The following is a 22,569-nucleotide window of genomic DNA, read 5'->3' as shown; positions in this document are numbered from 1 at the left end:
TTTAACCAAAGCCTTAGTTTATTAACAGTTTCTGTAACTTTGTAGAATGAACCTAATCAAACAGCTTTTTAATTTTTACCTGAATAGTAGTGTACACGTAGCATTATCGGTGGTTTCTTTGTCCTTTATAACGGTAAAAGAATTTGGTGTTACTACTGATTATAACGTTTTATCTTTCATTTTTTTTGCTACAATTACAGGTTATAATTTTGTTAAATTTTTTGGGATAGCAAAATGGCACTATCGCAGCTTAGCAAAATGGTTAAAAATTATCCAGATTTTTTCTCTTCTATGTTTTCTATGTATGGGCTATTTTATGTTGCAATTAGAGATGAGAGTGCTACTTTATTTATCTGTATTTGCCGCTATAACTTTTTTATATGCTATGCCTATTATACCTAAACGCTTGTATGTAGATAGCAATCATAACTTAAGAGATATTAGTGGATTAAAAGTCTATATAATAGGACTTGTTTGGGCCGGCGTGACCGTTATTTTACCTTTAATAAATAGCAATATAACCAGTAATGCGGATGTTATTTTAACAACTATTCAACGGTTTGTTTTCCTTATCGCCATAATGTTACCTTTTGAAATACGAGATTTAACGTTCGACAATTTTAAACTAGCGACTATACCTCAAAAAATAGGGGTGAAGCAAACCAAAATAATGGGTTTGTTTTTATTAATGCTATTTTTATTTCTAGAATTTTTTAAAAATGAATTGGTAGCCGTTAATTTTGCAACTTTAATGGTGGTAACGCTTGTTACAGCAGGATTTATACTGTTTGCTAATAAAAATAATAGTATGTACTACAGTGCGTTTTGGGTAGAAAGTATTCCGATACTTTGGTTACTCATTATGGTGTTTGGCTAGTTCCTTATCAAAGGTTATTTTAAGCTGAGCCTTCGAATGGTGGTCTAAACGCTGAAATTTTTCATTTCTATTAGCGTCTATCAGTTTGGTTAATTTAAGGTTATTCTTGGTGTATTTTCTGCAGAGTTTACACATTACTAAATGAATGTACATCTGTACTTTCTCCCATAGCGTTGCCTCGTTGTATTGCGCTTTATCGCAGACCACGTTCGCCGCTGTGCACGGCATAAATAAAGAGTTCTTTTTAGTCATTTTAAAACCAGTTTTTTTCTAGGCAACTTGCCATTGCAGTTCTCGCGCGATGTATAATTACCCATAAATTAGACGCAGTAATATTCAATTCATTACAAATAGTTTCTGTTTCATAATCTAAAATGGTTTTCATTTCAAAAACGGTCGCTTGTTTTTTAGGGAGTTTGTTTAAGCACTGTTTAATTGCTAAAGCGAGTTCTTTGTTTTCTATGGTGTCTTCGGCCGTTTTATCGAAAGGATCTGCAACACGTTCTTCTAGCCAATCGCCTTCATTTTCGGTATCGCTATTATAAGATATACGCACTTCGGCTTTGCCTTTCTTAGAATTTGTTTTACGGTAATAGTCAATAATTTTTCGTTTTAATATCGAAATAAGCCAGGTGCGCTCGCTCGCTTCTCCTTTAAAATTTCTCATCGATTTTAAACCCGCTAAAAACGTCTCCGACACTATATCTTTGGCCATATCTCTATCATTTATCCTAGAAATAGTGTAATTAAAAAGATAATCGGAATACAAAGTGATCCATTGATTAGGATCTATTTTGTGAGTTGGCATAAATTGAATTTCGTTTGTTCAAAAATAAGCTTTTTTTTCTTTGTTTTTATTCCCTTAGAAATAACGATTAAAAAAAAAGGCAGACCAATTGGTCTGCCTTTTTTAGAGGTTTATTATACTGTTATTTTGGTAATAATCCGGCGCGTTTTAATAAGGCCTCTGGTTGTGGTTCTTGACCTCTAAAGCGTTTGTAAAGCACCATTGGGTTCTCTGTTCCTCCTTGAGATAATATATTATCTTTAAATTTAGCCGCAATTTCAGTATTGAAAATGCCGTTTTGTTTAAAATAATCGAAAGCATCGGCATCTAAAACTTCTGCCCATTTATAACTGTAATAACCCGACGAATAGCCGCCTTGAAAAATATGAGAAAACGCAGTACTCATACAATTCTCTTTTACATCGGGGTATAACTCTGTGTTTTTAAATGCTTCATTTTCGTGCGCTTTTACATCTTTAATCGATGATGGGTTTATAGCGTGCCAAGACATATCTAACATACCGAAACTAAGTTGTCTTAGTGTTTGCATCCCTTCGTGGAATGTTGAAGAGTCTTTAATTTTTGATACTAATGCCATCGGAATAACTTCTCCCGTTTCATAATGTGTTGCAAATAGCTCTAAAGCTTCTTTTTCGTAACACCAATTTTCTAATATTTGGCTTGGTAATTCTACAAAATCCCAATACACGTTAGCGCCAGAGAGACTAGGGTAAGTAGTGTTTGCAAACATACCGTGCAAAGCGTGACCAAACTCATGAAATAAGGTAGTGACCTCATTAAACGTTAAAAGGGAAGGTCTGCTTTTTGTTGGTTTTGTAAAATTGCATACGTTAGAGATATGTGGTCTTTCGTTAACTTTATTCTCGATGTATTGTGATTTGTAAGAGGTCATCCAAGCTCCATTTCTTTTGCCTGCTCTTGGGAAAAAATCAGCGTAAAAAATGGAAACTAACGCCCCCGTTTCGTCAGTTACTTTATAGGTTAGTACTTCGTCGTGGTATTTGTCGATCGTGGTAATTTGTTCAAACTCTAAACCGTATAATTTTTTTGCAATTGTAAATACACCCTCTATAACGTTTTCTAACTTGAAATAAGGTTTTAGTTTTTCGTCATCTAAATCGAAAAGTTTTTGTTTTAATTTTTCAGAGTAGTACGCCGAATCCCATTTTTCTAAACGAGAAATACCATCTAGTTCTTTGGCAAACTGCTGAAGATTTTTAAATTCTTTTTCGGCTGCTGGTTTCGCTTTTTCTAATAGTTCATTCAAAAAGGAGTCTACTTTCTCTGGTGTTTCAGCCATGCGTTCTTCTAAAACAAAATGCGCGTGTGTTTTATAACCTAACAGCTGAGCACGTTGGTAACGTAGGTTAGCAATATCCAACACATTCTGCTGGTTGTCTAAAGCGTCACCTTTAAAAGCTTTACTACCAGATGCTTTAGCTAGTTCTTCTCGTAATGCGCGGTTATCGGCATAAGTCATAAATGGAATATAACTGGGGTAATCTAAAGTAATAAGCCAGCCCTCTATATCTTTACCTTCTGCTAACTGTTTTGCAGCTTCTTTGGCGCCTTCTGGTAAACCCGACAAATCGTTTTCGTTGGAAATTACCAATTGGTATTTATTAGTTTCGGCCAAAACGTTTTCCCCAAACTTTAAACTTAGTTGGGCCAGATTTTTATCGATATCACGCAGTTTAAGTTGGTCGTCTGCATTTAAATTAGCACCATTCCTAGAAAAGCTTTTGTATGTTTTATCTAACAACGTGTGCTGTTCGGTGGTAAGTTGTAAAGTGTCTTTACTAATGTAAACGGTTTTTACGCGTTTAAACAATGCCGCATTTAATGTGATATCGTTGCCGAACTCTGAAAGAATAGGCGAGAGCTCTTGTGCTATTTTCTGAATCTCTTCGTTGGTTTCGGCAGAATTCAAATTAAAAAAGATACTAGCAGCACGATCCAATTGCTGCCCGCTAAACTCTAATGCTTCAATCGTATTTTTAAAAGTAGGTGATTCAGGATTATTTACAATGCCATCAATCTCCTCTTTTGTCTCTTCAATTAATGTTGTTATGGCGGGTTTATAGTCTTCAGTATTAATTTTAGAAAACGGTGCCGTGTTATATGGTGTGCTAAAGTGTTTTAAAAGTGTATTCATTGCTGTTTAATTTATAAAAAAATGTTAAATAATGAAAAATGCATTGTAATAAGTCGTAATAATCATTACATTCGCAATTGATTTTTTCCTGTGAGCTGGTTACTCACTTAAAAATTATTGATTAATAGCGATGAAAAGCCTCAGATTTATCTGAGGCTTTTTTTTTGTGCTAAGAGCAACAAAATCCTTTAGTTCATCTGCTTTAAAATATGCCGAAGAGTAAAAGTAAAAAAAGCCCTGAAAATCAGAGCTTTTTTTATGTTATTGTTTTATTATTTTAGCGGCGTCCTCGACTTTAAGTTTCAAGCCTTCTTTGTACACTATAATTTTGTCCAGCACACAAGAATCGTGGCTACCTATAATTTGTGCCGCTAAGATACCCGCGTTTTTAGCACCGTTTAAAGCAACGGTAGCTACTGGGACACCCCCTGGCATTTGTAAAATAGATAAAATAGAATCCCAACCATCTATAGAGTTGCTGCTTTTTACGGGGACTCCAATAATTGGTAGCGGAGATAATGAGGCTACCATTCCGGGTAAATGTGCAGCACCACCAGCGCCCGCTATAATTACCGATATACCTCTAGTGTGCGCATTTTTGCTGAATTCGAATAATTTTTCTGGAGTGCGGTGTGCAGAAACAATATCGACTTCCACTTCAATATCAAATCCTTTTAAAATATCGATGGCCTCTTGCATTACAGGAAGATCGCTATTGCTACCCATTATTATGGCTACTTTACTCATTTGTTTGTGTTTTAATGTTGTGATTAGCTTATAACTCTAATCGTATTTTTTACTTGTTCTGCAATCTGTCGCGCAGTGTCTAAATTTTCATTAACAATGGTAACGTGTCCCATTTTCCGGAATGGTCGGGTTTGTTTTTTACCATAGATATGCGGGGTAACCCCTTCCATTTCCATAATTTTTTCGATATTCTCGTAAACCACATCGCCAGTATAATTTTCGGCACCGACCAAATTAACCATTATACCACCCAATTTACTTTTTGTTTCTCCTAACGGAAGGTTTAAAACGGCGCGTAAATGTTGTTCGAACTGAGAGGTGTAACTAGCCTCAATAGTTTGATGCCCAGAATTGTGAGGTCTTGGCGCGACTTCATTAATTAAAAGGGTGTCATTTTTTGTTAAAAATAATTCTACAGCTAAAAGCCCTACGTGGTTATAGGCTTTGGAAACGGCTAAAGCGACCTCTTGCGCTTTTTGGGCAATGGATTCGGTAATTCGTGCCGGACAAATAACGTATTCTACTTGGTTGGCTTCTGGGTGAAATTCCATTTCAACAACCGGATAGGTTTTAACATCACCAGCGCTATTTCTAGCAACAATTACGGCTAATTCGGTTTTAAAATCGACTAATTCTTCGGCAATACATTCGCCTTTTGGTAGGTTTTCTAAATCGTGTAGCGTTCTAACCATTTTAACGCCTGTACCGTCGTAGCCAAATTGAGTACATTTCCAAACAAAGGGCAGTTTTAATCCGCCGTTAGAAATAGCATCTTCAATTTCAGAAAGATAGGCAAAGCGAGAAAATGCTGAGGTTGGTAAATTATGATCTAAATAAAATAATTTTTGAGTAGCCTTATTTTGTATCGTTCTTAAATTCTTAGAAGAGGGATAGACTTTTATGCCGTCGTGTTCCAATTTTTCTAAAGCATCCACGTTTACATTTTCAATTTCGAAAGTCAAGACATCTACTTGTTTTCCAAAATTATAAACGGTGTCAAAATCCATTAAATCACCTTGAAAGAAACGGTTACATGCAATTTTACTGGGTGCTTCAGCGCTTGGGTCTAAAACGTATGTTTGGATGTCAAATTTTCGTGTTTCATTGAGTAGCATTTTGCCTAGTTGGCCACCACCTAGTATTCCCAGTTTAAATTCTGATGAAAAGTAATTCATTGTTTTTGCTTATTTTAGAATACAAATTCATAATTATAAGCGACAGACTATAAATTTAGCTTATAATTATCAAGATATATAGTACAAAAATACATTTAAATATGAAAAGAGCGTCTAAAAAACGAGTTCAAAATCGAATATCGTTATACAAATCCTTATCTTTGCCCCTTTCGTAAAAACAACCTTATGATAAAGCTCCACGATAAATATTTTAAGCCGTTTATATCTGCAGAAGAAATAGAGGAAGCTATAACACGTTTAGCTCAAGAGGTGGCAAGCGATTTAAAGGATGAAGTGCCTGTATTTGTTGGTGTTTTAAACGGATCTTTTATGGTAGTAAGCGATTTTGTGAAAAAATATCCAAAACCGTGTGAGGTGACCTTCATTAAATTAGCGTCTTACGAAGGGGTTAAGTCTACTGATGATATTCAACGTTTAATTGGTTTAACACAAGACTTATCGGGGCGTACAGTTGTTATTCTAGAAGATATTATTGACTCTGGAAAAACACTAAAAGAAATACACAGGATTTTTGAAAATGCAAACGTAAAACAGTTGCTTATTGCGACTCTTTTTTACAAACCTGAGGCCTATAAAAAGGATTTTAAACTGCATTATATCGGTATTAAAATTCCTAATAAATTTATTGTAGGCTATGGTTTAGACTACGACGGATTGGGACGAAACTTACCAGAAATATACCAATTAAAAACAACACAACATATGACAAATATAGTATTATTTGGCCCTCCAGGAGCAGGTAAAGGTACGCAGGCAAATTACTTAAAAGACCAATATAATCTTGTGCATATTTCTACGGGAGATGTTTTTCGGTTTAATATAAAAAACAAGACGGCGTTAGGTGTTTTAGCTAAATCTTTTATAGATAAAGGCGAATTAGTACCAGACCAAGTAACTATCGATATGTTAAATACTGAAGTCGAAAAAAATGCTGGAGCAAAAGGATTTATTTTTGATGGTTTTCCGCGAACGCCTGCTCAAGCAAAAGCTTTAGATCAATTAATGAGTGATAAGGACTCACAAATAGATGCAATGATTGCCTTAGAAGTAGAAGATGAAATACTTGTAGAACGGTTGTTAGAACGCGGTAAAACAAGCGGAAGACCTGACGATGCAGATGAAGGGATTATAAGAAATAGAATTAAAGAATATTATAAAAAAACAGCGGTATTAAAAGAGTTCTATACAGATCAAAATAAATATTTTGGTGTCGATGGTATAGGGTCGATTGAAGATATTACAGAACGTTTAAGCACAGTAATAGATACATTATAAGAAATTAATCACGTTTAAATTTAATTACAGCTCAACTAAAATACCCTTAATACAAACTAATACAATGACTGAAGGAAATTTTGTAGATTACGTAAAAATGCACGTAACTTCTGGTAACGGAGGGAAAGGATCGTCGCATTTACATCGTGAAAAATACATTACAAAAGGAGGACCAGATGGAGGAGATGGAGGTCGTGGTGGACACGTTATTATGCGTGGAAACTCTAACCTTTGGACATTATTACATCTTAAATATAAACGACACTTTCGTGCTGGACATGGTCTACACGGTAGTAAAAGTCGTAGTAGTGGTGCCGATGGAATAGATGTGTACGTAGATGTGCCTCTAGGAACTGTTGTTAGAGATACCGAAACGAACGAGATTCTTTTTGAAATCACCGATGAAGGTGAGGAAATAATTGTTGCCGAAGGAGGAAAAGGAGGGCTGGGAAACTGGCACTTTAAAACGCCTACAAACCAAACTCCACGGTACTCGCAACCAGGAATTCCTCTATCAGAAAGTGAAATCACGTTGGAACTTAAAGTGCTTGCCGATGTTGGTTTAGTTGGATTTCCTAATGCCGGAAAATCAACGTTATTATCTGTGGTCACTTCTGCAAAACCTAAAATTGCCGATTATGAGTTTACAACTTTAAAACCTAATTTAGGTATCGTGCAATATCGCGATTTCCAAACTTTTGTAATGGCCGATATCCCTGGGATTATAGAAGGTGCTGCCGAAGGTAAAGGGTTAGGGTACTATTTTTTACGCCATATCGAGCGAAACTCTATTTTATTGTTTTTAATTCCAGCCGATGCGCCAGACATTAAAAAACAATATGATATTTTGTTGGACGAGCTACGTCGTTACAATCCAGAGATGTTAGATAAAGAACGCATTGTTGCGATCTCAAAATGTGATATGCTGGACGACGAATTAAAAGCGGAGCTTAAAGTAGAGCTAGATAACGAATTGCCAATTCCATACTTGTTTATTTCATCTGTAGCCCAACAAGGCTTAATAGAGCTTAAAGATAAGTTATGGGCCATGTTAAATAAATAACGTCTATACCACTGCCGTGAAAGAGAAAGTTAGAACTATTATAGAAAATGGCGACACTACTTCAAGTCGTGTTTTTGCTTTTTTTATTCAAGGGCTAATATTACTGTCGGTAGTAACGTTTTCTATTGAAACGCTTCCAGATTTAGAGCCAGACACACGCTTTCTCTTAAGGATTTTCGAGACGTTTTGTGTGGTTATCTTTTCTATTGAATATATACTAAGAATTTATGTGTCTGAGAAAAAGCTGAAATTTATTTTCAGCTTTTACGGCATCATTGATTTGCTGGCTATTCTTCCATTTTATATTGCAATGGGAGTTGACTTACGATCGTTAAGAGCACTTCGTTTTTTACGATTGTTTAGGATCCTTAAATTGGTGCGCTACAATAAAGCGATGAATCATTTTAATGCTGCAATTAAATCAGCAAAAGAAGAAATATTACTCTTTATATTAATCACGCTTATTTTAATGTATTTTTCGGCAGTAGGCATCTATTATTTCGAAAACGAAGCACAGCCAGAACACTTTTCGTCTATTTTCGATAGTTTGTGGTGGGCTATTATTACGCTAACAACGGTGGGTTACGGCGACGTTTACCCGGTTACGGTTGGTGGTCGAATCTTTACTTTTTTTATTTTAATGATTGGTTTAGGTATCGTGGCTATTCCAACAGGTATTATTTCTTCAGCACTAACACGGTCTGTCGATAAAAAGGACTAAATCTTAATTAGACTTTTTTTTCGATAAACGATTCAAGGTCGTTTCACTTTTAAAACTAAGAAACTAGACCAAATTATTACCATTTGTTAAACGCATAGCAAACCTTAAAAAGCCTTCTCTATATCTTTAAATTTATTTCTAAAAAAATAAGATGTCGGTTTAAAAACTATCGAAATAATCTGTTTTGAACGGGTTAATTAAACTATATTATTTTTAATCGGCCGCTAATGATTATATTTATTGAAAATCTAGAACTATGAAATTTATTAAACTCCTCCTACTGTGTGTCTTTTTGTGCTCTTGTAGCGCTATTCAAGTGACATCGGATTATGAAAAAACAGCTACGTTTTCAGAGTATAAAACCTATAACTATTTCTCTAATATAGAATCAGGTTTAAATGAATTGGACGATAAGCGTTTAATTATTGCCATTACTAAAAGTCTGTCAAAACAAGGATTATCGGTTTCTGAAACGCCTGATTTTTTAATCGATTTTAAAATGTCTCAACATCAAGAAGCGCCACGAAATAATGTAGGCGTTGGTCTTGGCGGCGGAAATGGAGGTATTGGTGGGGGTATCTCTATTGGTATTCCTATGGGGCAAAATAAAGTGAATCAGAGTCTTTTAATTGAGTTTGTAGACGACTCTAAAATGGGGTTGTTTTGGCAAGGTAAAGGTGAAAGTAGTATGAATCCTAAAGCATCTCCTGAGCAACGAGAATCTTATTTTCGTGCTGTTGTAGATAAGATATTCACGCAATATCCACCCAAACCAAAACAGTAAACTTTATCATTTTGATAACCTTTAAAATACTGTAATCCGTTGCCTTTTTTGTAATTTTGAGTAAAACAGAATACAAATGACAACATTAAAAAATAAAGTAGCCCTTATTACAGGAGGAACAAAAGGAATAGGATATGGTATTGCCGAACGTTTATTACAAGAAGGTGTAAACGTAGCCGTTACAAGTCGTACATTACAATCTGCTCAAGAAGCAGCCGAACGATTGAATGCTAATTCTAAAACGGAAGCAAAAGCCATAGGTTTTCAAGCCGATGTTAGAAATCTTAAAAGTCAGCAAGAAGCAGTAAACGCCGTTGAAGATGTTTTCGGACAGCTAGACGTTATGGTTGCTAATGCTGGAATAGGGCACTTTGCAAGTATTGAAGACATCACGGAAGAACAATGGAAAGACACCATTGACACTAATCTAACTGGGGTTTTTAATTCTATTAAAGCCAGTGTGAATGCTTTAAAGAAAACAAAAGGTTATTATTTAACAATTTCAAGTTTAGCAGGCGAGAACTTCTTTGCAAACGGTTCTGCATACAACGCCAGTAAATTTGGTGTTACAGGATTTACGCAAGCGGTAATGTTAGATTTACGTCAGCACGGTATAAAAGTAAGCACGATTATGCCAGGATCGGTAGCCACTCATTTTAACGGACATACGCTAAATGATGCAGATGCTTGGAAAATTCAAAGCGAAGATATTGGCGAATTAGTAGCCGATGTATTAAAAATGAATCCAAGAACGTTACCAAGTAAAATTGAGGTAAGACCAGCGATGCCGCCTTCAAAATAAGAGAATAGAAAATAATTTATAGTATAAAAAAGAGGCCGCGAAGCCTCTTTTTTGTGTTGTAATGTCTGTTTAATTAGTAGTGATTCTGGCAAAAATATTTATTGTATTTCTAAACGAAGCGCCATGGTCCGTTCAGGTGTAGTCGAGAACTTGCGTTTTACGTTATACGTAATTAAAATTGCTTTCTTTATAATACTTCATCATTTATATTGGCTATTATTTACTCTTTGGTGGTAATACGAATCCCTTCGCTATGACTTGTAAATTCTGGTGCGTACATACTTTGAATGGTTGTAATGCCATTACTCATTTCTCCGGCGTTGGTAACGCGTAAATCGTATTCGAAAACGTAAATGCCTTTTGGTAAATAATCAAAAAAGAAATGCGTTGCCGTATCTTTCGTAGATTCATAATACCCTAAACCGTCTTGGTGTTTATATTGCGATAATACGTTTATGGGTTCTAAGCCTGACGCACGCATATCTTTTAAATGCACAAATTCCATAGCGCGATCACTTCTTATTTCAATGCGCACACGAATAGCATCACCCACATTAAGCGTTGTATTTTTTGTGATGTCAGTTAAGAGTTCACCAGTATCTGTTTGCGTTTTCTTAAAGAGTTTTTTTTGTAGTTTAAGAGGTGTTTCGGCAAAAGTAATGGCCTCTAAATCTTCAAAATATTGCCAGTATAAACCGGCCCAAGCAATGCCATTTCCTTTTTTAGTAAGGGTTACGTCAGCCAACTCTGGTTTTATTTCTGTGGTGTTCCAACTCGTTTTGTAATAGCCTGTTCCGGCTTCAACTTTTACATTTTCAAGAGTCTCCGGAGAAAGGGGTTGTCCTCCAATCGACACCTCTACACTGTCGGTAACACTTAACCAATCACTACTTTGTAATAGTAAGGCATAGACGGCATTGGTTGTTGCTTTTGTGGTTTTCCAACTATTCGTTTGCTTGTTTTTAAGCAACCATATTTTTAAGTTATCTATAGTTCCGGTTTTACGTACTGAGGTCTCTTCAATTTCAGAGAACGCTTCAATAAGTAGCGATTGCGTTTCAATAGGCGCTTCGTACCACTGCCAAGAACTTGTGTTTTCTTTCCAATACATTCCTAATTCTTCTGATGTAATACTAGTTTCTCTAAGCGATTCTAAAATCTGGTGAGCTGTCGCTTTATCACCATTTCTATTCGAAATTAACCCCATCATTCCTTTCGCATAAAGAGAACGCTGTAACCAATACGCATTGATTTGCGATTGATAATAGTCCATTATTTTGCGTACTTCTTTCGTTGTTTTTACGTCCTTAAAGAAGCTTCGCATGTACAAATACTGTAATTGACTATAGCTCAAATGATCTGCCGATACGTCTACATTAGCGCTGTGTTTTGTTAAATCGTTGTATTCCTTCACAAATTGCGTATCTAAATACCCAATGGCTTTACTAATCATTTTACTATTAGATTCTGTGTTTACACCCAATGTTTTAAGATGCCCAAAGCCCGAAATAATATGTTGCGTGATAAATCTATTTTCTCGGTATTGCCCAAACCAAGACCACGCACCGGAGTCCATTTGATTATTTTCTAGTTTGCGAATCGCTTTTGATAATCCATTCGTCATTGTATTAAAATCAAAAAGTAGTGCGATACGTTTTTTTTGTTCTGTCTTGCTTTCAGCATCTCGCAACCATGGCGTTTCTTCAATTAGAATAGATTTCAATTCTGGGTTTTTTTCTAGAGTACTGAGTAAACCATCGTGAGATTTCCATTGGTTAAAAACCCTTTTTATTTTTGGATTAGATGACACAATGGAGTGTGCCAAACTATTTGCATAATAGCGCGAAAAAATCTGTTCGTTACAATCGTAAGGGTAATCCATTACATACGGTAAAGCTTGCACCGCATACCACGCAGGATTACTTGTTATTTCTAATGTCAGTTTATGATGTTTTAACGTTGGTGAGGTCGTTGTTTTTAATTTATCGAGCGTAAATGTTTTCGTTTCGTTACTGCTTATCCACATTGGTAAAGTTTCTGTAACTAACATTCTATTGGTTAAAACAGGTAATACGTTTTGTTCACCATCACTATAATTCCCCGATTGTGCTAAAATTTTATAGGTCACGGCTTGGATGTTCTTCGGAATCGTTAATTGCCAAGAGACTTGTGTATTTCCTTTTTCGGCTACTGTAAACGCACGTTTGCTATTGCTATTATTCAGTTGGGCATCAATAGGGTTATTAGTAACCGCATCGAACAACTGAAGCACCGCCGTACCATTTAATTCTTTATTGGTAAGATTTACGATTTTTGTACTAATTGTTATGCGATCACCTTCACGTAAAAAACGAGGCGCATTTGGAATAACCATCAATTCTTTTTGGGTTACAGCATCCAAGGTTTTTATAGAACTTTCTAAGGTTTTAGTATGTGCAAGCAACTGTAATTTCCACTGTGTTAAAGCTTCGGGTGTCGTAAAGTTAAAACTAATAGTGCCATCCTTATCGGTTTCTAATTGTGGGAAGAAAAAAGCAGTTTCTTGTAGGTTTTTTCTAATCTGTACATTGGAGAAATCGTTATTTGTAGCATCTTGTTTGTCCTCTGTTATATGTTTTTCTGCGACTTCATAGGAATCCTCCTCTTCCATAGGAGCACCTTGAATGTCAGCTTTTTGATCACTAAATCCTATTGCATAAGTTAATTCAGGACGATTGCGCTTTATTCCTAAAGCGCTAATAACAACCTGTTCTACGTTATCATCATCTGCCATGGATAAATTATAAATGGTTTGTGAAGTTATTGGTTTTTTCTCTGTGACATAGCCTACAAACGAATAAAAGACTTGACTCTCTTGTTTTACTTTAAGACTGTAATGACCATCGAAATCTGTTTGTGTGCCATAAATTGTACCTTCAACAATAATATTTACACCAGGAAGTGGTAATCCATTTTCGTCGAGAACTATTCCCGAGATGACTTTATCGAATGTTGGCATTTGCCTTCTTCTTGATTGTAAATCACGTAAATAATATTTGTATTGGTTCTCATTCCCTATATGCAAGCCAAACCAATTAAGACTGTCATAGTTTTTTGGACTAGGGAAGTAATTGTATAACTGATTTAGTTGCACTTTAAAATTAGAATTAAAAAAAGAGCTGTACCCACTACGTCGAGATTGTGAGTAGTATTGTGGTTGATACAGTGGTGAAAATTGCCATTGATGTTTCTTAAATTGATCTAAGGAAGCATCGTACATACTTGCTAAAAGCTCGGCAGATACTTTTTCGCCCTGCGGACCTTTTATTTTAAACGACCAGGTTTCATCACTTCCAGGCTGAAGTTTATCTCTAAATGTTAGCGTTTCAATCTCTAATTCAGATTTAGGATAAGGCACATTAATGCGTAGAGATGAACTATAAAAACTATTAAAAGCAGCATAGCTAACATGAACGACAAATCCGCCGTAATCGTTAGCTGTTACAGGCACACTAATGGTTTTCTTGTTAGCAAGTAGTGGTACGGTGTACGATTTTATAATTTTATGGTCTTTCTCAATATCTACATTAATAACTAAGTCTTCTGCTGCCGTAGCCAAAGTAATTTCTGCCGTGTCATTAAGTGCATATTCTATTTTATTGGTTGTAATGCTAAAAAGCTGATTATCGGCTAAAACCGTGTCATTATTACCGTAAACAGATATCTTTATTTCATCTTTAACAGTTAACCCGGAAGGGTCTTTAGTTTCAAACGTTATAATATACGCCCCAGAATCCCATCGTTTTATATTTCCTAGAGATATATCTGTTAGTGAGTCGGTAGTCACTGTTTTTTCAAAAACTAATGCTCCTTTTTCCCTGTTTTCAATGTGGTCTTCATTGGTATACGCTTCGTGTGGAAAAAGTGTTTTAAAGTCTTCTTTTGTAAAATTCTGATAGTCTGGCGCTTCCCAAGGTCGCGGCCTTAAAACGTGATCTGGTGCTTGTAGTTTGTATATTTTTAAGCTTCCGGTGGTCGAAATAAATTCATCATTCAAGTTTTTCGTCGTTAATTGAAGCGTATGTTTTTTATTCGATTTTTCTAACTGATCTGCAATAGAGAGCGCTGCTGTAATAGTATGGTATCCCGCTTTTATAAAAGTGGATGCGCTTTGGGTTTCACCGTTAATATCGGTAACATCAGCTGTAATTTCATAACTAAAAATAGGGAGTCCTTTTTTATCGACATTAGCATCTGGAATAGCCTTAAAAGGTATGGAATATTCTCCTTTATTATTTGTAGTGGTTTCTCCGTGTGCTATTTCTTGCTCCGGTTGTTGTGGCGCATAACGCGATCTGTAAAACCACGGTGCGTATTGAATATTTCTTTTAACACGATAGACCACTTTAGCATCAGTAATTGTAGATCCTGCAAACGCTAAGGCTTCACCTTTTACGGTAACGCTATCGTTTACTTTTATTGTTTCAGTAAGGGACTTGAATGTCGTTTTAAATTTCGGACGTTTGTATTCTTCAACACTAAAAATGGTTTGACTATTTATTGTATACTTTTCATTTTGCTCTTGTAAACGAATAGCAAATGGCCCCGTTAATCCTGTGTTTGGAAGAATAAATTCACCAGAAATCGATCCGTAGTCATTTGTTATAAGTTCTAAATTACTAAGTTCTTTACCATTAACATCAATCAATTTAGCACTCGTTTTATAATCGCTAACTACTAGCGATCTATTACGATCAACATCTATAATAATTCCTTTAAAAAACACTGTTTGTCCTGGTCTGTATATACTACGGTCGGTAAATAAAAAGGACTTATAGCTTGTTTTTTCTGGCATATTCTTGGGGTAATACCCACGTAAGTATAAGTTTTTAAATACGGCTGTGTCTGTTCCGTTGGCTACCGTTAAGCTAAAGCTGCCGTATCTATCTGTTTTGTCTTTTACGCGTATTTTACCGTACGCATCGGTTGTTATCGTCTTTTTGCTCTTTTTATCTTCATAGGTAATCGTAACTTCAACCTGAGTAAGCGGTTGTCCGTTATTGCGATCTATAAACTGAAAAACTTTAAATTCATGGTCATGGTATTCTATATAAGCTGTATTGGTAACTTGCACTAGGCTATGCGCAATGTCTATACCGTCATTTTCGGCTGCACCGACTATTAAATAGCGACCGTTGTCTAATTTTGGGGCTAAAATTTCAATGGTATGCGACTGATAATCGCCTTCATCAATTAAAGGCGTTTTCCACGTTTTTGTTGCAGATAACTTACCGATAAAAGCCTTTTGTTCTTCAATTTTATGAAGGTCGTTGAAGCTAGTAATTTCCTTTTCCGATAGGGCATAAGCTGAAAATTCTAATTGCTCAATGTTTTTATAGGTAACTAATAGCTTGGCATTTTTATTAATTGGTAAATTCGACTCTGTTTGAATGCCAAGAGATCGACTTAAAATTCTTTGCTTTAAAAGGGCACAGTGTTCTGCACTGTTAGTTTCTGGATGTTTTTTAATAACGAATTCACAAAGTTCTACAGCGTCTTTTATTTTCCAACGTACGTCAGCATTTGTATTGCTGTCATATTGCAACCCTTGTTTATATAATAAATGTGCTATTTCATAATCATATTGGGCTTCGCTTTCCGTTCCTGTGTTTTTATCACTTTCTTTTTTAAAACTATCTATTAACAAATTCTCTTTGTCGGCAACAACGGTATTAGCATAAACATAATGTAATCTGCTAATATTAACATCGGTTAAAGCTGTTTTATCAGGTTTATTTAAATGAAACTGTATTAATTTCTGATAAATTTTTAAAGCTTTTAGTTGAGAGGAAAGAGAATCGGTGGATTGAATAGATAGCCTAGAAAAGGTTTCAGCATCACTAAAATAGTTAGGGTCATCTATGCGAAAGTTGTCTGCAGGTTTTGTAATACGCGCCTCTGAAGCTTTATAAAAATCTAACGCATTATGACTTAAAAAATCGAATAGTGTTGGTCTGTATAACTTTGAGTCTTTTTTTCGATCTAAAAGTATATTGTAATTGTTTAAATCGGTTTGTTGAAGCAGGGATTCGTTTTGTAGAGAATTATCAAAATGCAGTTGAATGTCTTCAATTAGCGTTGTTAAATCCCAAGTTCTAAAATCTTCGGCATCTACTTTTTCTTCCGTTTTAGTCCGATTGTAGAATTGATAGCGATGCGCTTTAAAGTATTGCCAGTAAAGATTAGCAAGTACATTTTCTAAAATATTTTTAGTGGGAGCTGTACTCGTTTTAATTTTGGCTTTAAAAGCATTTACAATTTGTAATTGCGCGTCTTCCTTTAAAATTAAAGCAAACTTGCTTTTAAAAAGCAACACTTTAATCTGTTGAGGTTCGTTATTATCGGCTGTTGCTTTGGCTTCAATAGTTTCCACTATTTTTAAAGCCGATTTTGGCAACCCATTAACTTCCTCAAATTCAACAGCACGCCATAATTGGTCGTAGCTTTTATCTTGGGAAAAGGAGGCGTTAGCAAAAAATATAATCAGTAATAAGATAACGTGATTTTTCATAAACATCATTTTTAAGCAATTTATCGTATTGTACTTTTATAAAAAATAAGAACTACGCAAACGACGCGTTTTAATGCGTGAACGCCTCTTTTTTGAAGGTGTCACTTTTAATTGTTGCGCTAAAATCAAAAACAATACCAATTAGAATACTATTTTAGCTCTAATTTATAATAAATATGAGAGCCCTACTATTTCTATTCCTTTTTCCGTTGCTTAATTTCGGACAAACGGCATTTAACGATGCAGAGAATTTATATACCAATAAAGAATACAAAAAAGCATCTTTACTTTTAGCGCCGTTTGTTGCAGAAAACCCAAATCATTTAGAAGCCATTGAGTTATTTGGTGATGCTAACGGCCAACAAAAAAAATGGGACAGCGCTATAGAACAGTATCAGGTTTTGGTCGATAAAAGGCCGGATAATGCTAATTACCAGTTTAAATATGGTGGTGCTTTGGGAATGAAAGCACTAACGATAAATAAAATTAGAGCCTTAGGAATTATTGGAGACGTAAAACATGCATTTTTGAAAGCTGCACAATTAGATCCCGCACACATCGATGCGCGTTGGGCGCTGGTGGAATTGTATATGCAATTACCCGGAATTATAGGTGGAAGTAAGAGCAAGTCTTTGGAGTATGCCAACCAATTAGAGAACTTATCCCAAGTGGATGGCTATTTGGCTAAAGGTTATATTTACGAATATGATGCCGAACCCGAGTTAGCCGAGAAATATTATAAGCTGGCAATTACTGTTGGTGGCTCGGTAACGTGTTACGATAAACTGACTAAACTTTACGAGAAAGAAGGGAAGACTAACCAAGCGATTAGCGTTTTAGAAGCCGCAAATATGAAGCATAAACGCAATGCTTTGCATTATCAAATTGGTAAAGTCTGTGCCGATTATAATGTGCAATTAGAAAAAGGGGTATATTGTTTAAACGTTTATTTAGAGAATTATAGTGCTAACGATGGTGTGCCTAAAGGCTGGGCGTATTACCGTTTGGCACAAATTTACAAACACAAAAACAACTCGCAAAAGGCACTATTCTTTATAAATAAAGCAATTGCCGAATTACCCGATATTGCTGTTTTTAAATCGGAAAAGGAGCTAATAAATACATTGTGAACCTTTTTTTAATAGATATTCTTCAAATGTAGTGTTTGTAACTTTCCATTTTTAAGAGTATGAACCCCCTTTCAAAAGTCTTTCAAAACGTTTGAAATTGAAGCTGTAAACCATTCGGAATTTCAGCCTAAAAAAAGTATCTTTACGCCTACAAAATCAGGATATGAACGTACATTTTATAGCCATAGGCGGAAGCGCAATGCACAACTTAGCATTAGCATTACATAACAAAGGATACCAAGTAACAGGAAGTGACGACGCTATTTTTGAACCTTCAAAATCGCGATTAGCTGCCAAAGGATTATTACCTGAAACCTTTGGTTGGTTTCCGGAGAAAATCGCGTCTAATTTGGACGCTATCGTGTTGGGTATGCATGCAAAAGCCGATAACCCTGAGCTTTTAAAAGCCCAGGAATTAGGACTTAAAATTTACAGTTACCCAGAGTTTCTTTTCGAACAGTCAAAGCATAAAACCAGAGTTGTAATTGGTGGAAGTCACGGTAAAACGACCATTACTTCTATGATTTTGCACGTTATGCATTACCACGATCGCGATGTCGATTATATGGTGGGCGCGCAATTGGAAGGGTTTGATGTGATGGTAAAACTTACCGAACACAACGATTTTATTGTATTGGAGGGAGACGAGTATTTAAGTTCGCCTATAGACCGCCGACCAAAATTTCATTTGTACAAACCTAATATCGCGTTGTTAAGTGGCATCGCTTGGGATCATATAAATGTATTTCCTACCTACGAGAATTATGTGGAGCAGTTTAGTCTTTTTGTAGATAGTATTGTTGTCGGCGGAAGTATTAGTTACAACACTGAAGATGCTGAGGTAACCCGAGTGGTGGAAGCGAGCGAAAACACGATTCGTAAAATTGGGTATCACACACCAGAATACACCGTAGAAGATGGCGAAACATTCTTAGAAACCCCAGAAGGTGCTTTACCGATAGAGATTTTTGGTAAACATAATTTGAATAATCTTGCAGGCGCCAAATGGATTTGCCAACATATGGGAATAGATGAAGACGATTTTTACGAAGCCATAACCACTTTTAAAGGCGCAAGTAAACGCCTTGAGAAAATTGCCGAGAGTAAAACAAGCGTCGCCTATAAGGATTTTGCACATTCACCTAGTAAAGTAATAGCGACAACGCAAGCGGTAAAAGAGCAATACAACAACCGAAAGTTAGTGGCATGTTTAGAATTGCATACCTACAGTAGTTTAAATGCCGATTTTTTAAAGGAGTATAAAGGCGCGCTAGATGCCGCCGATGTTGCGGTGGTGTTTTATTCGCCAGACGCTTTAGAAATGAAACAATTAGAGGCCATTTCTCACCAGCAAATTGCCGATGCTTTTAAACGCGAAGACTTAATAATTTACACTAATCCCGAAGATTTTAAAAACTATTTGTTGTCTCAAAATCTAGAGAATACAGCGTTACTATTAATGAGTTCTGGAAATTATGGTGGCTTAGATTTCAACGCGATTAAGGAATTAATTAAGTAAAAAATAGGCATACAACATAAATAAGGGTTCACTTTTCATTTCGAAATCGTGAACCCTTCTTGTTAAGGCGAAATAACGCATCCGTTTTTAAACTACTATCGAACAGAGTGTTAGTTATTAATAAAAAAAATGTAGATTTACTGTATGTCGGAACAGTCATCATCATTTTCAATTAAAAATTGGTCTCAAGACGATAGGCCACGAGAAAAACTATTGCACAAGGGTAAAAGCACGCTAAGTGATGCCGAATTGGTTGCCATTTTAATTGGGTCTGGAAGTCGGGAGGAAAGTGCTGTGGCCTTATGCAAACGTATTTTAGCAAGTTCAAACAACAACTTAAGTCAGTTAGGAAAGTTATCTATTAACCAACTTATGACATTTAAAGGCATTGGAGAAGCGAAAGCCATTTCCATTATTGCCGCTTTAGAGTTAGGGCGACGTCGTAGAGGAGAAGATGCTTTAAAACTCACAAAGATAACATCGAGTGCTTCAGCTTTTGAACTGTTGCAACCTATTATTGGCGATTTACCGCACGAAGAATTTTGGATTATCTATCTCAACAATTCTAATAAAGTAATTCAGAAATCACAATTGAGTAAAGGCGGAATTACAGGCACATTAGTAGATGTAAGGTTGGTTTTAAAAACAGCGCTCGAAGTTGGCGCCACAGGATTATTACTGGCTCATAATCATCCGTCGGGAACATTGAAACCCAGTACTGCCGATAAGCAAATAACCGAGAAATTAAAAATTGCAGCCCAAAGTTTAGACCTTAAAGTCTTAGACCATTTAATTGTTACCGAAACCACCTATTTTAGTTTTGCCGACGAAGGTGTTTTGTAGTAATACGCTTTAAATAGACACAAAAAACAAGTCGCAATGAGTGATTAAAGATTAAGTTATGTATTTTTGAGTCTAAAAATTATAACTATCGGAATGCACCACTAAATGCTCTTAGTTTACACACACAAAATAACACCACGAATAAAATACATATTTAAACAAATATGCACGCGCATATTGGGTATTCCTGTAAGTTTTACAACAACAATTGAAGATTTTATTGCACACGATAGTTTAAAAATGTCGTATGCGCGGCAGTCGTTAGGTAACGAAATATTTGTGCGCTCTCATGAATTATTATTCGAACAAGGGTTAAACGATTGGGAGATAAAGGTGAACGACTGGGAGGAAACTAAATGTTTTTTTCCCAATAACGACCAAAGTGCTTTGCCTTTCGATATTTTTGCGGCTTCCTTTTATCTTATAAGTCGCTACGAAGAGTATTTACCTCATGTAAAGGACGAATTCGGTCGTTTTACAGCCAAGGAAAGTTTAGCTTATAAGCATCAGTTTTTGGAGCAGCCGGTTGTAGATATTTGGGCTTTTAAATTTCTGAAATTGTTAAAACTACAATTCCCAAATTACGACTATCAAAAGCGGAGTTATAAAATAACGCCAGTAATCGATGTGCCAATGGCCTACGATTATAGGTTTAAAGGTATAATGCGCACTGTTGGTGGAACATGTAGAGATCTTTTTGGTTTTAAGTTTAAAGAGATTTACACCCGGTATATGGTAATTTTAGGGTTTCAGAATGATCCTTACGACACCTTTAAATATATTGTAAATCGTCAAAAACATACCACGCATAAGTTTATGTTTTTCTTTTCGGTGGGCGACTTTTCGACTTACAATAAAAACAACAGTATTCAAAAAACGGGCTTTGTATCCTTAATAAAACAAGTGGGAGATTATTGTAGAGTAGGGCTAAAATCTTCATTTTTTGCCTTAGACGATAAGCCCACGTTAAAAATGGAAAAAGAACGGTTAGAACGCATTATTAATCAGGATATTCCTGCCGCAAGACAATCGTATTCTAAATTAAATTTACCAGAATCGTATCGCAATTTAACCGAATTAGAAATTTTAGAAGATTTTACGATGGGTTACATTAATCATGTTGGGTTTAGAGCAGGAACCTGCACCCCTTTTCTTTTCTACGATTTGGACTACGAAATACAAACGCCATTACGTATTAATACCTATCATGTTTTAGATTTTGCGCTATTAAAACATTATTCTTTATTAGACAAAAAAATGATACTTAATCGTATTATTAACGAAGTAAAAAAGGTAGATGGTGAGTTCGTACCCGTGTTTCATAATTATACTTTCGGCAATAGTGAGCGCTGGAGAGGATATAAAGAACTTTTTAATATTATAATAGAATCTACAAATGAGTCATAACATAACAGATGTGTTTTTCGATTTAGATCATACACTTTGGGATTTCGATAAAAATTCCTCTTTAACTTTTGAGATGATTTTTAAAATGAATGATATCAGTCTCAATTTAAACGATTTTATAAGCATTTATGAGCCTATAAATTTAAAGTACTGGAAATTATACCGCGAAGAAAAGGTTGATAAAGTGTCTTTGCGTTACGGTAGATTGAGTGACGCTTTTAAGGCTTTAAACATTACGATTGAAGATGTGGTTATTAATAAATTAGCCGTTGACTATATCACTTATTTAACCAGTTATAATCACATTTTTGAAGGCACTATAGAGCTTTTAGAGTATTTAAAACCAAAATATAATTTGCATATTATAACCAATGGTTTTGGAGAAGCGCAACAGCGTAAATTAGAAAAATCGAATATTAGTCACTACTTTAAAACCGTAACAAATTCTGAAATGGTCGGGGTTAAAAAACCCAATCCTAAAATGTTTCATTTCGCATTAGAGTTGGCAAAGGCTAAAAAAGAATCGAGTATTATGATTGGCGATAATTATGAAGCCGACGTTTTAGGTGCTTTAAATATAGGGTTGGATGCCATTTGTTTCAACTATCATAAAACAGTAATCACCGGTAACGTTAAACAAGTTAATACGCTATTAGAAATAAAATCGCTACTTTAAAAGTGTGAATAATTTA

At 35.5% G+C, this 22,569-nt stretch carries 17 protein-coding genes; 11 read left to right on the top strand and 6 right to left on the bottom strand.

The window, feature by feature from the left end; translation table 11 throughout:
* Window positions 1-46 precede the first annotated feature (46 nt).
* Entirely contained in the window at window positions 47-877 is an 831-nt protein-coding gene (locus ES676_RS09175) for a UbiA prenyltransferase family protein (RefSeq protein ID WP_148370025.1), read from the top strand.
* Here the strand turns inward: ES676_RS09175 and ES676_RS09170 are convergent.
* The 5 genes from ES676_RS09170 to ES676_RS09150 all read right to left on the bottom strand — a co-directional run bounded on the left by ES676_RS09170 (window position 854) and on the right by ES676_RS09150 (window position 5,762).
* A complete protein-coding gene (locus ES676_RS09170) occupies window positions 854-1,129 on the bottom strand; it encodes a glycine dehydrogenase (RefSeq protein WP_148370024.1) in 276 nt (91 codons plus the stop codon). The genes ES676_RS09175 and ES676_RS09170 overlap by 24 nt on opposite strands.
* A gap of 1 nt (window position 1,130) precedes the next feature.
* Window positions 1,131-1,685 carry a sigma-70 family RNA polymerase sigma factor gene (locus tag ES676_RS09165; RefSeq protein WP_148370023.1) on the bottom strand — a complete coding sequence of 185 codons (555 nt, stop codon included), beginning with the start codon at window positions 1,683-1,685 and terminating at the stop codon, window positions 1,131-1,133.
* 121 nt (window positions 1,686-1,806) lie between these two features.
* Window positions 1,807-3,840, bottom strand: coding sequence for a M3 family metallopeptidase (locus ES676_RS09160; protein WP_148370022.1), 2,034 nt, complete (start codon window positions 3,838-3,840; stop codon window positions 1,807-1,809).
* A 261-nt stretch (window positions 3,841-4,101) separates the two neighbouring features.
* On the bottom strand, window positions 4,102-4,587 hold the full coding sequence (purE, locus tag ES676_RS09155; RefSeq protein ID WP_148370021.1) for a 5-(carboxyamino)imidazole ribonucleotide mutase: 486 nt from the start codon (window positions 4,585-4,587) through the stop codon (window positions 4,102-4,104).
* Window positions 4,588-4,610: 23 nt separating this feature from the next.
* The gene (locus ES676_RS09150) at window positions 4,611-5,762 is read right to left on the bottom strand and encodes a 5-(carboxyamino)imidazole ribonucleotide synthase (protein WP_148370020.1); all 1,152 of its coding nucleotides are present in this window, start codon (window positions 5,760-5,762) and stop codon (window positions 4,611-4,613) included.
* Window positions 5,763-5,948: 186 nt separating this feature from the next.
* Between ES676_RS09150 and ES676_RS09145 the strand changes: the two genes are divergently transcribed.
* The 5 genes from ES676_RS09145 to ES676_RS09125 all read left to right on the top strand — a co-directional run bounded on the left by ES676_RS09145 (window position 5,949) and on the right by ES676_RS09125 (window position 10,428).
* Entirely contained in the window at window positions 5,949-7,058 is a 1,110-nt protein-coding gene (locus tag ES676_RS09145; protein WP_148370019.1) for an adenylate kinase, read from the top strand.
* 64 nt (window positions 7,059-7,122) lie between these two features.
* On the top strand, window positions 7,123-8,121 hold the full coding sequence (obgE, locus tag ES676_RS09140) for a GTPase ObgE (RefSeq protein ID WP_148370018.1): 999 nt from the start codon (window positions 7,123-7,125) through the stop codon (window positions 8,119-8,121).
* A 16-nt stretch (window positions 8,122-8,137) separates the two neighbouring features.
* Window positions 8,138-8,842: an ion transporter gene (locus ES676_RS09135; RefSeq protein WP_148370017.1), complete on the top strand. Its 705-nt coding sequence runs from the start codon at window positions 8,138-8,140 to the stop codon at window positions 8,840-8,842.
* Between the two features lie 256 nt (window positions 8,843-9,098).
* Window positions 9,099-9,626 carry a DUF4136 domain-containing protein gene (locus ES676_RS09130; protein ID WP_148370016.1) on the top strand — a complete coding sequence of 176 codons (528 nt, stop codon included), beginning with the start codon at window positions 9,099-9,101 and terminating at the stop codon, window positions 9,624-9,626.
* Between the two features lie 76 nt (window positions 9,627-9,702).
* Complete coding sequence (locus ES676_RS09125) at window positions 9,703-10,428, top strand: SDR family oxidoreductase (protein WP_148370015.1); 726 nt, start codon at window positions 9,703-9,705, stop codon at window positions 10,426-10,428.
* Window positions 10,429-10,648: 220 nt separating this feature from the next.
* Here the strand turns inward: ES676_RS09125 and ES676_RS09120 are convergent, their stop codons facing one another.
* Window positions 10,649-16,978: an alpha-2-macroglobulin family protein gene (locus tag ES676_RS09120; RefSeq protein ID WP_148370014.1), complete on the bottom strand. Its 6,330-nt coding sequence runs from the start codon at window positions 16,976-16,978 to the stop codon at window positions 10,649-10,651.
* A 176-nt stretch (window positions 16,979-17,154) separates the two neighbouring features.
* Between ES676_RS09120 and ES676_RS09115 the strand changes: the two genes are divergently transcribed.
* The 5 genes from ES676_RS09115 (at window position 17,155) to ES676_RS09095 (ending at window position 22,553) form a co-directional block, all read left to right on the top strand.
* On the top strand, window positions 17,155-18,108 hold the full coding sequence (locus ES676_RS09115) for a tetratricopeptide repeat protein (RefSeq protein ID WP_148370013.1): 954 nt from the start codon (window positions 17,155-17,157) through the stop codon (window positions 18,106-18,108).
* A 163-nt stretch (window positions 18,109-18,271) separates the two neighbouring features.
* The gene (locus tag ES676_RS09110; protein WP_148370012.1) at window positions 18,272-19,627 is read left to right on the top strand and encodes a UDP-N-acetylmuramate--L-alanine ligase; all 1,356 of its coding nucleotides are present in this window, start codon (window positions 18,272-18,274) and stop codon (window positions 19,625-19,627) included.
* 144 nt (window positions 19,628-19,771) lie between these two features.
* On the top strand, window positions 19,772-20,470 hold the full coding sequence (gene radC / locus ES676_RS09105) for a RadC family protein (RefSeq protein WP_148370011.1): 699 nt from the start codon (window positions 19,772-19,774) through the stop codon (window positions 20,468-20,470).
* Window positions 20,471-20,647: 177 nt separating this feature from the next.
* Entirely contained in the window at window positions 20,648-21,877 is a 1,230-nt protein-coding gene (locus ES676_RS09100; RefSeq protein ID WP_317130824.1) for a polysaccharide deacetylase family protein, read from the top strand.
* Window positions 21,867-22,553, top strand: coding sequence for a YjjG family noncanonical pyrimidine nucleotidase (locus ES676_RS09095; protein ID WP_148370009.1), 687 nt, complete (start codon window positions 21,867-21,869; stop codon window positions 22,551-22,553). Before ES676_RS09100 ends, ES676_RS09095 begins: the two co-directional genes overlap by 11 nt.
* Window positions 22,554-22,569 lie beyond the last annotated feature (16 nt).

The organism is Bizionia saleffrena (assembly GCF_008086175.1).
GTDB lineage: Bacteria > Bacteroidota > Bacteroidia > Flavobacteriales > Flavobacteriaceae > Bizionia > Bizionia saleffrena.
This window is presented reverse-complemented; position numbering and strand designations above follow the sequence as displayed.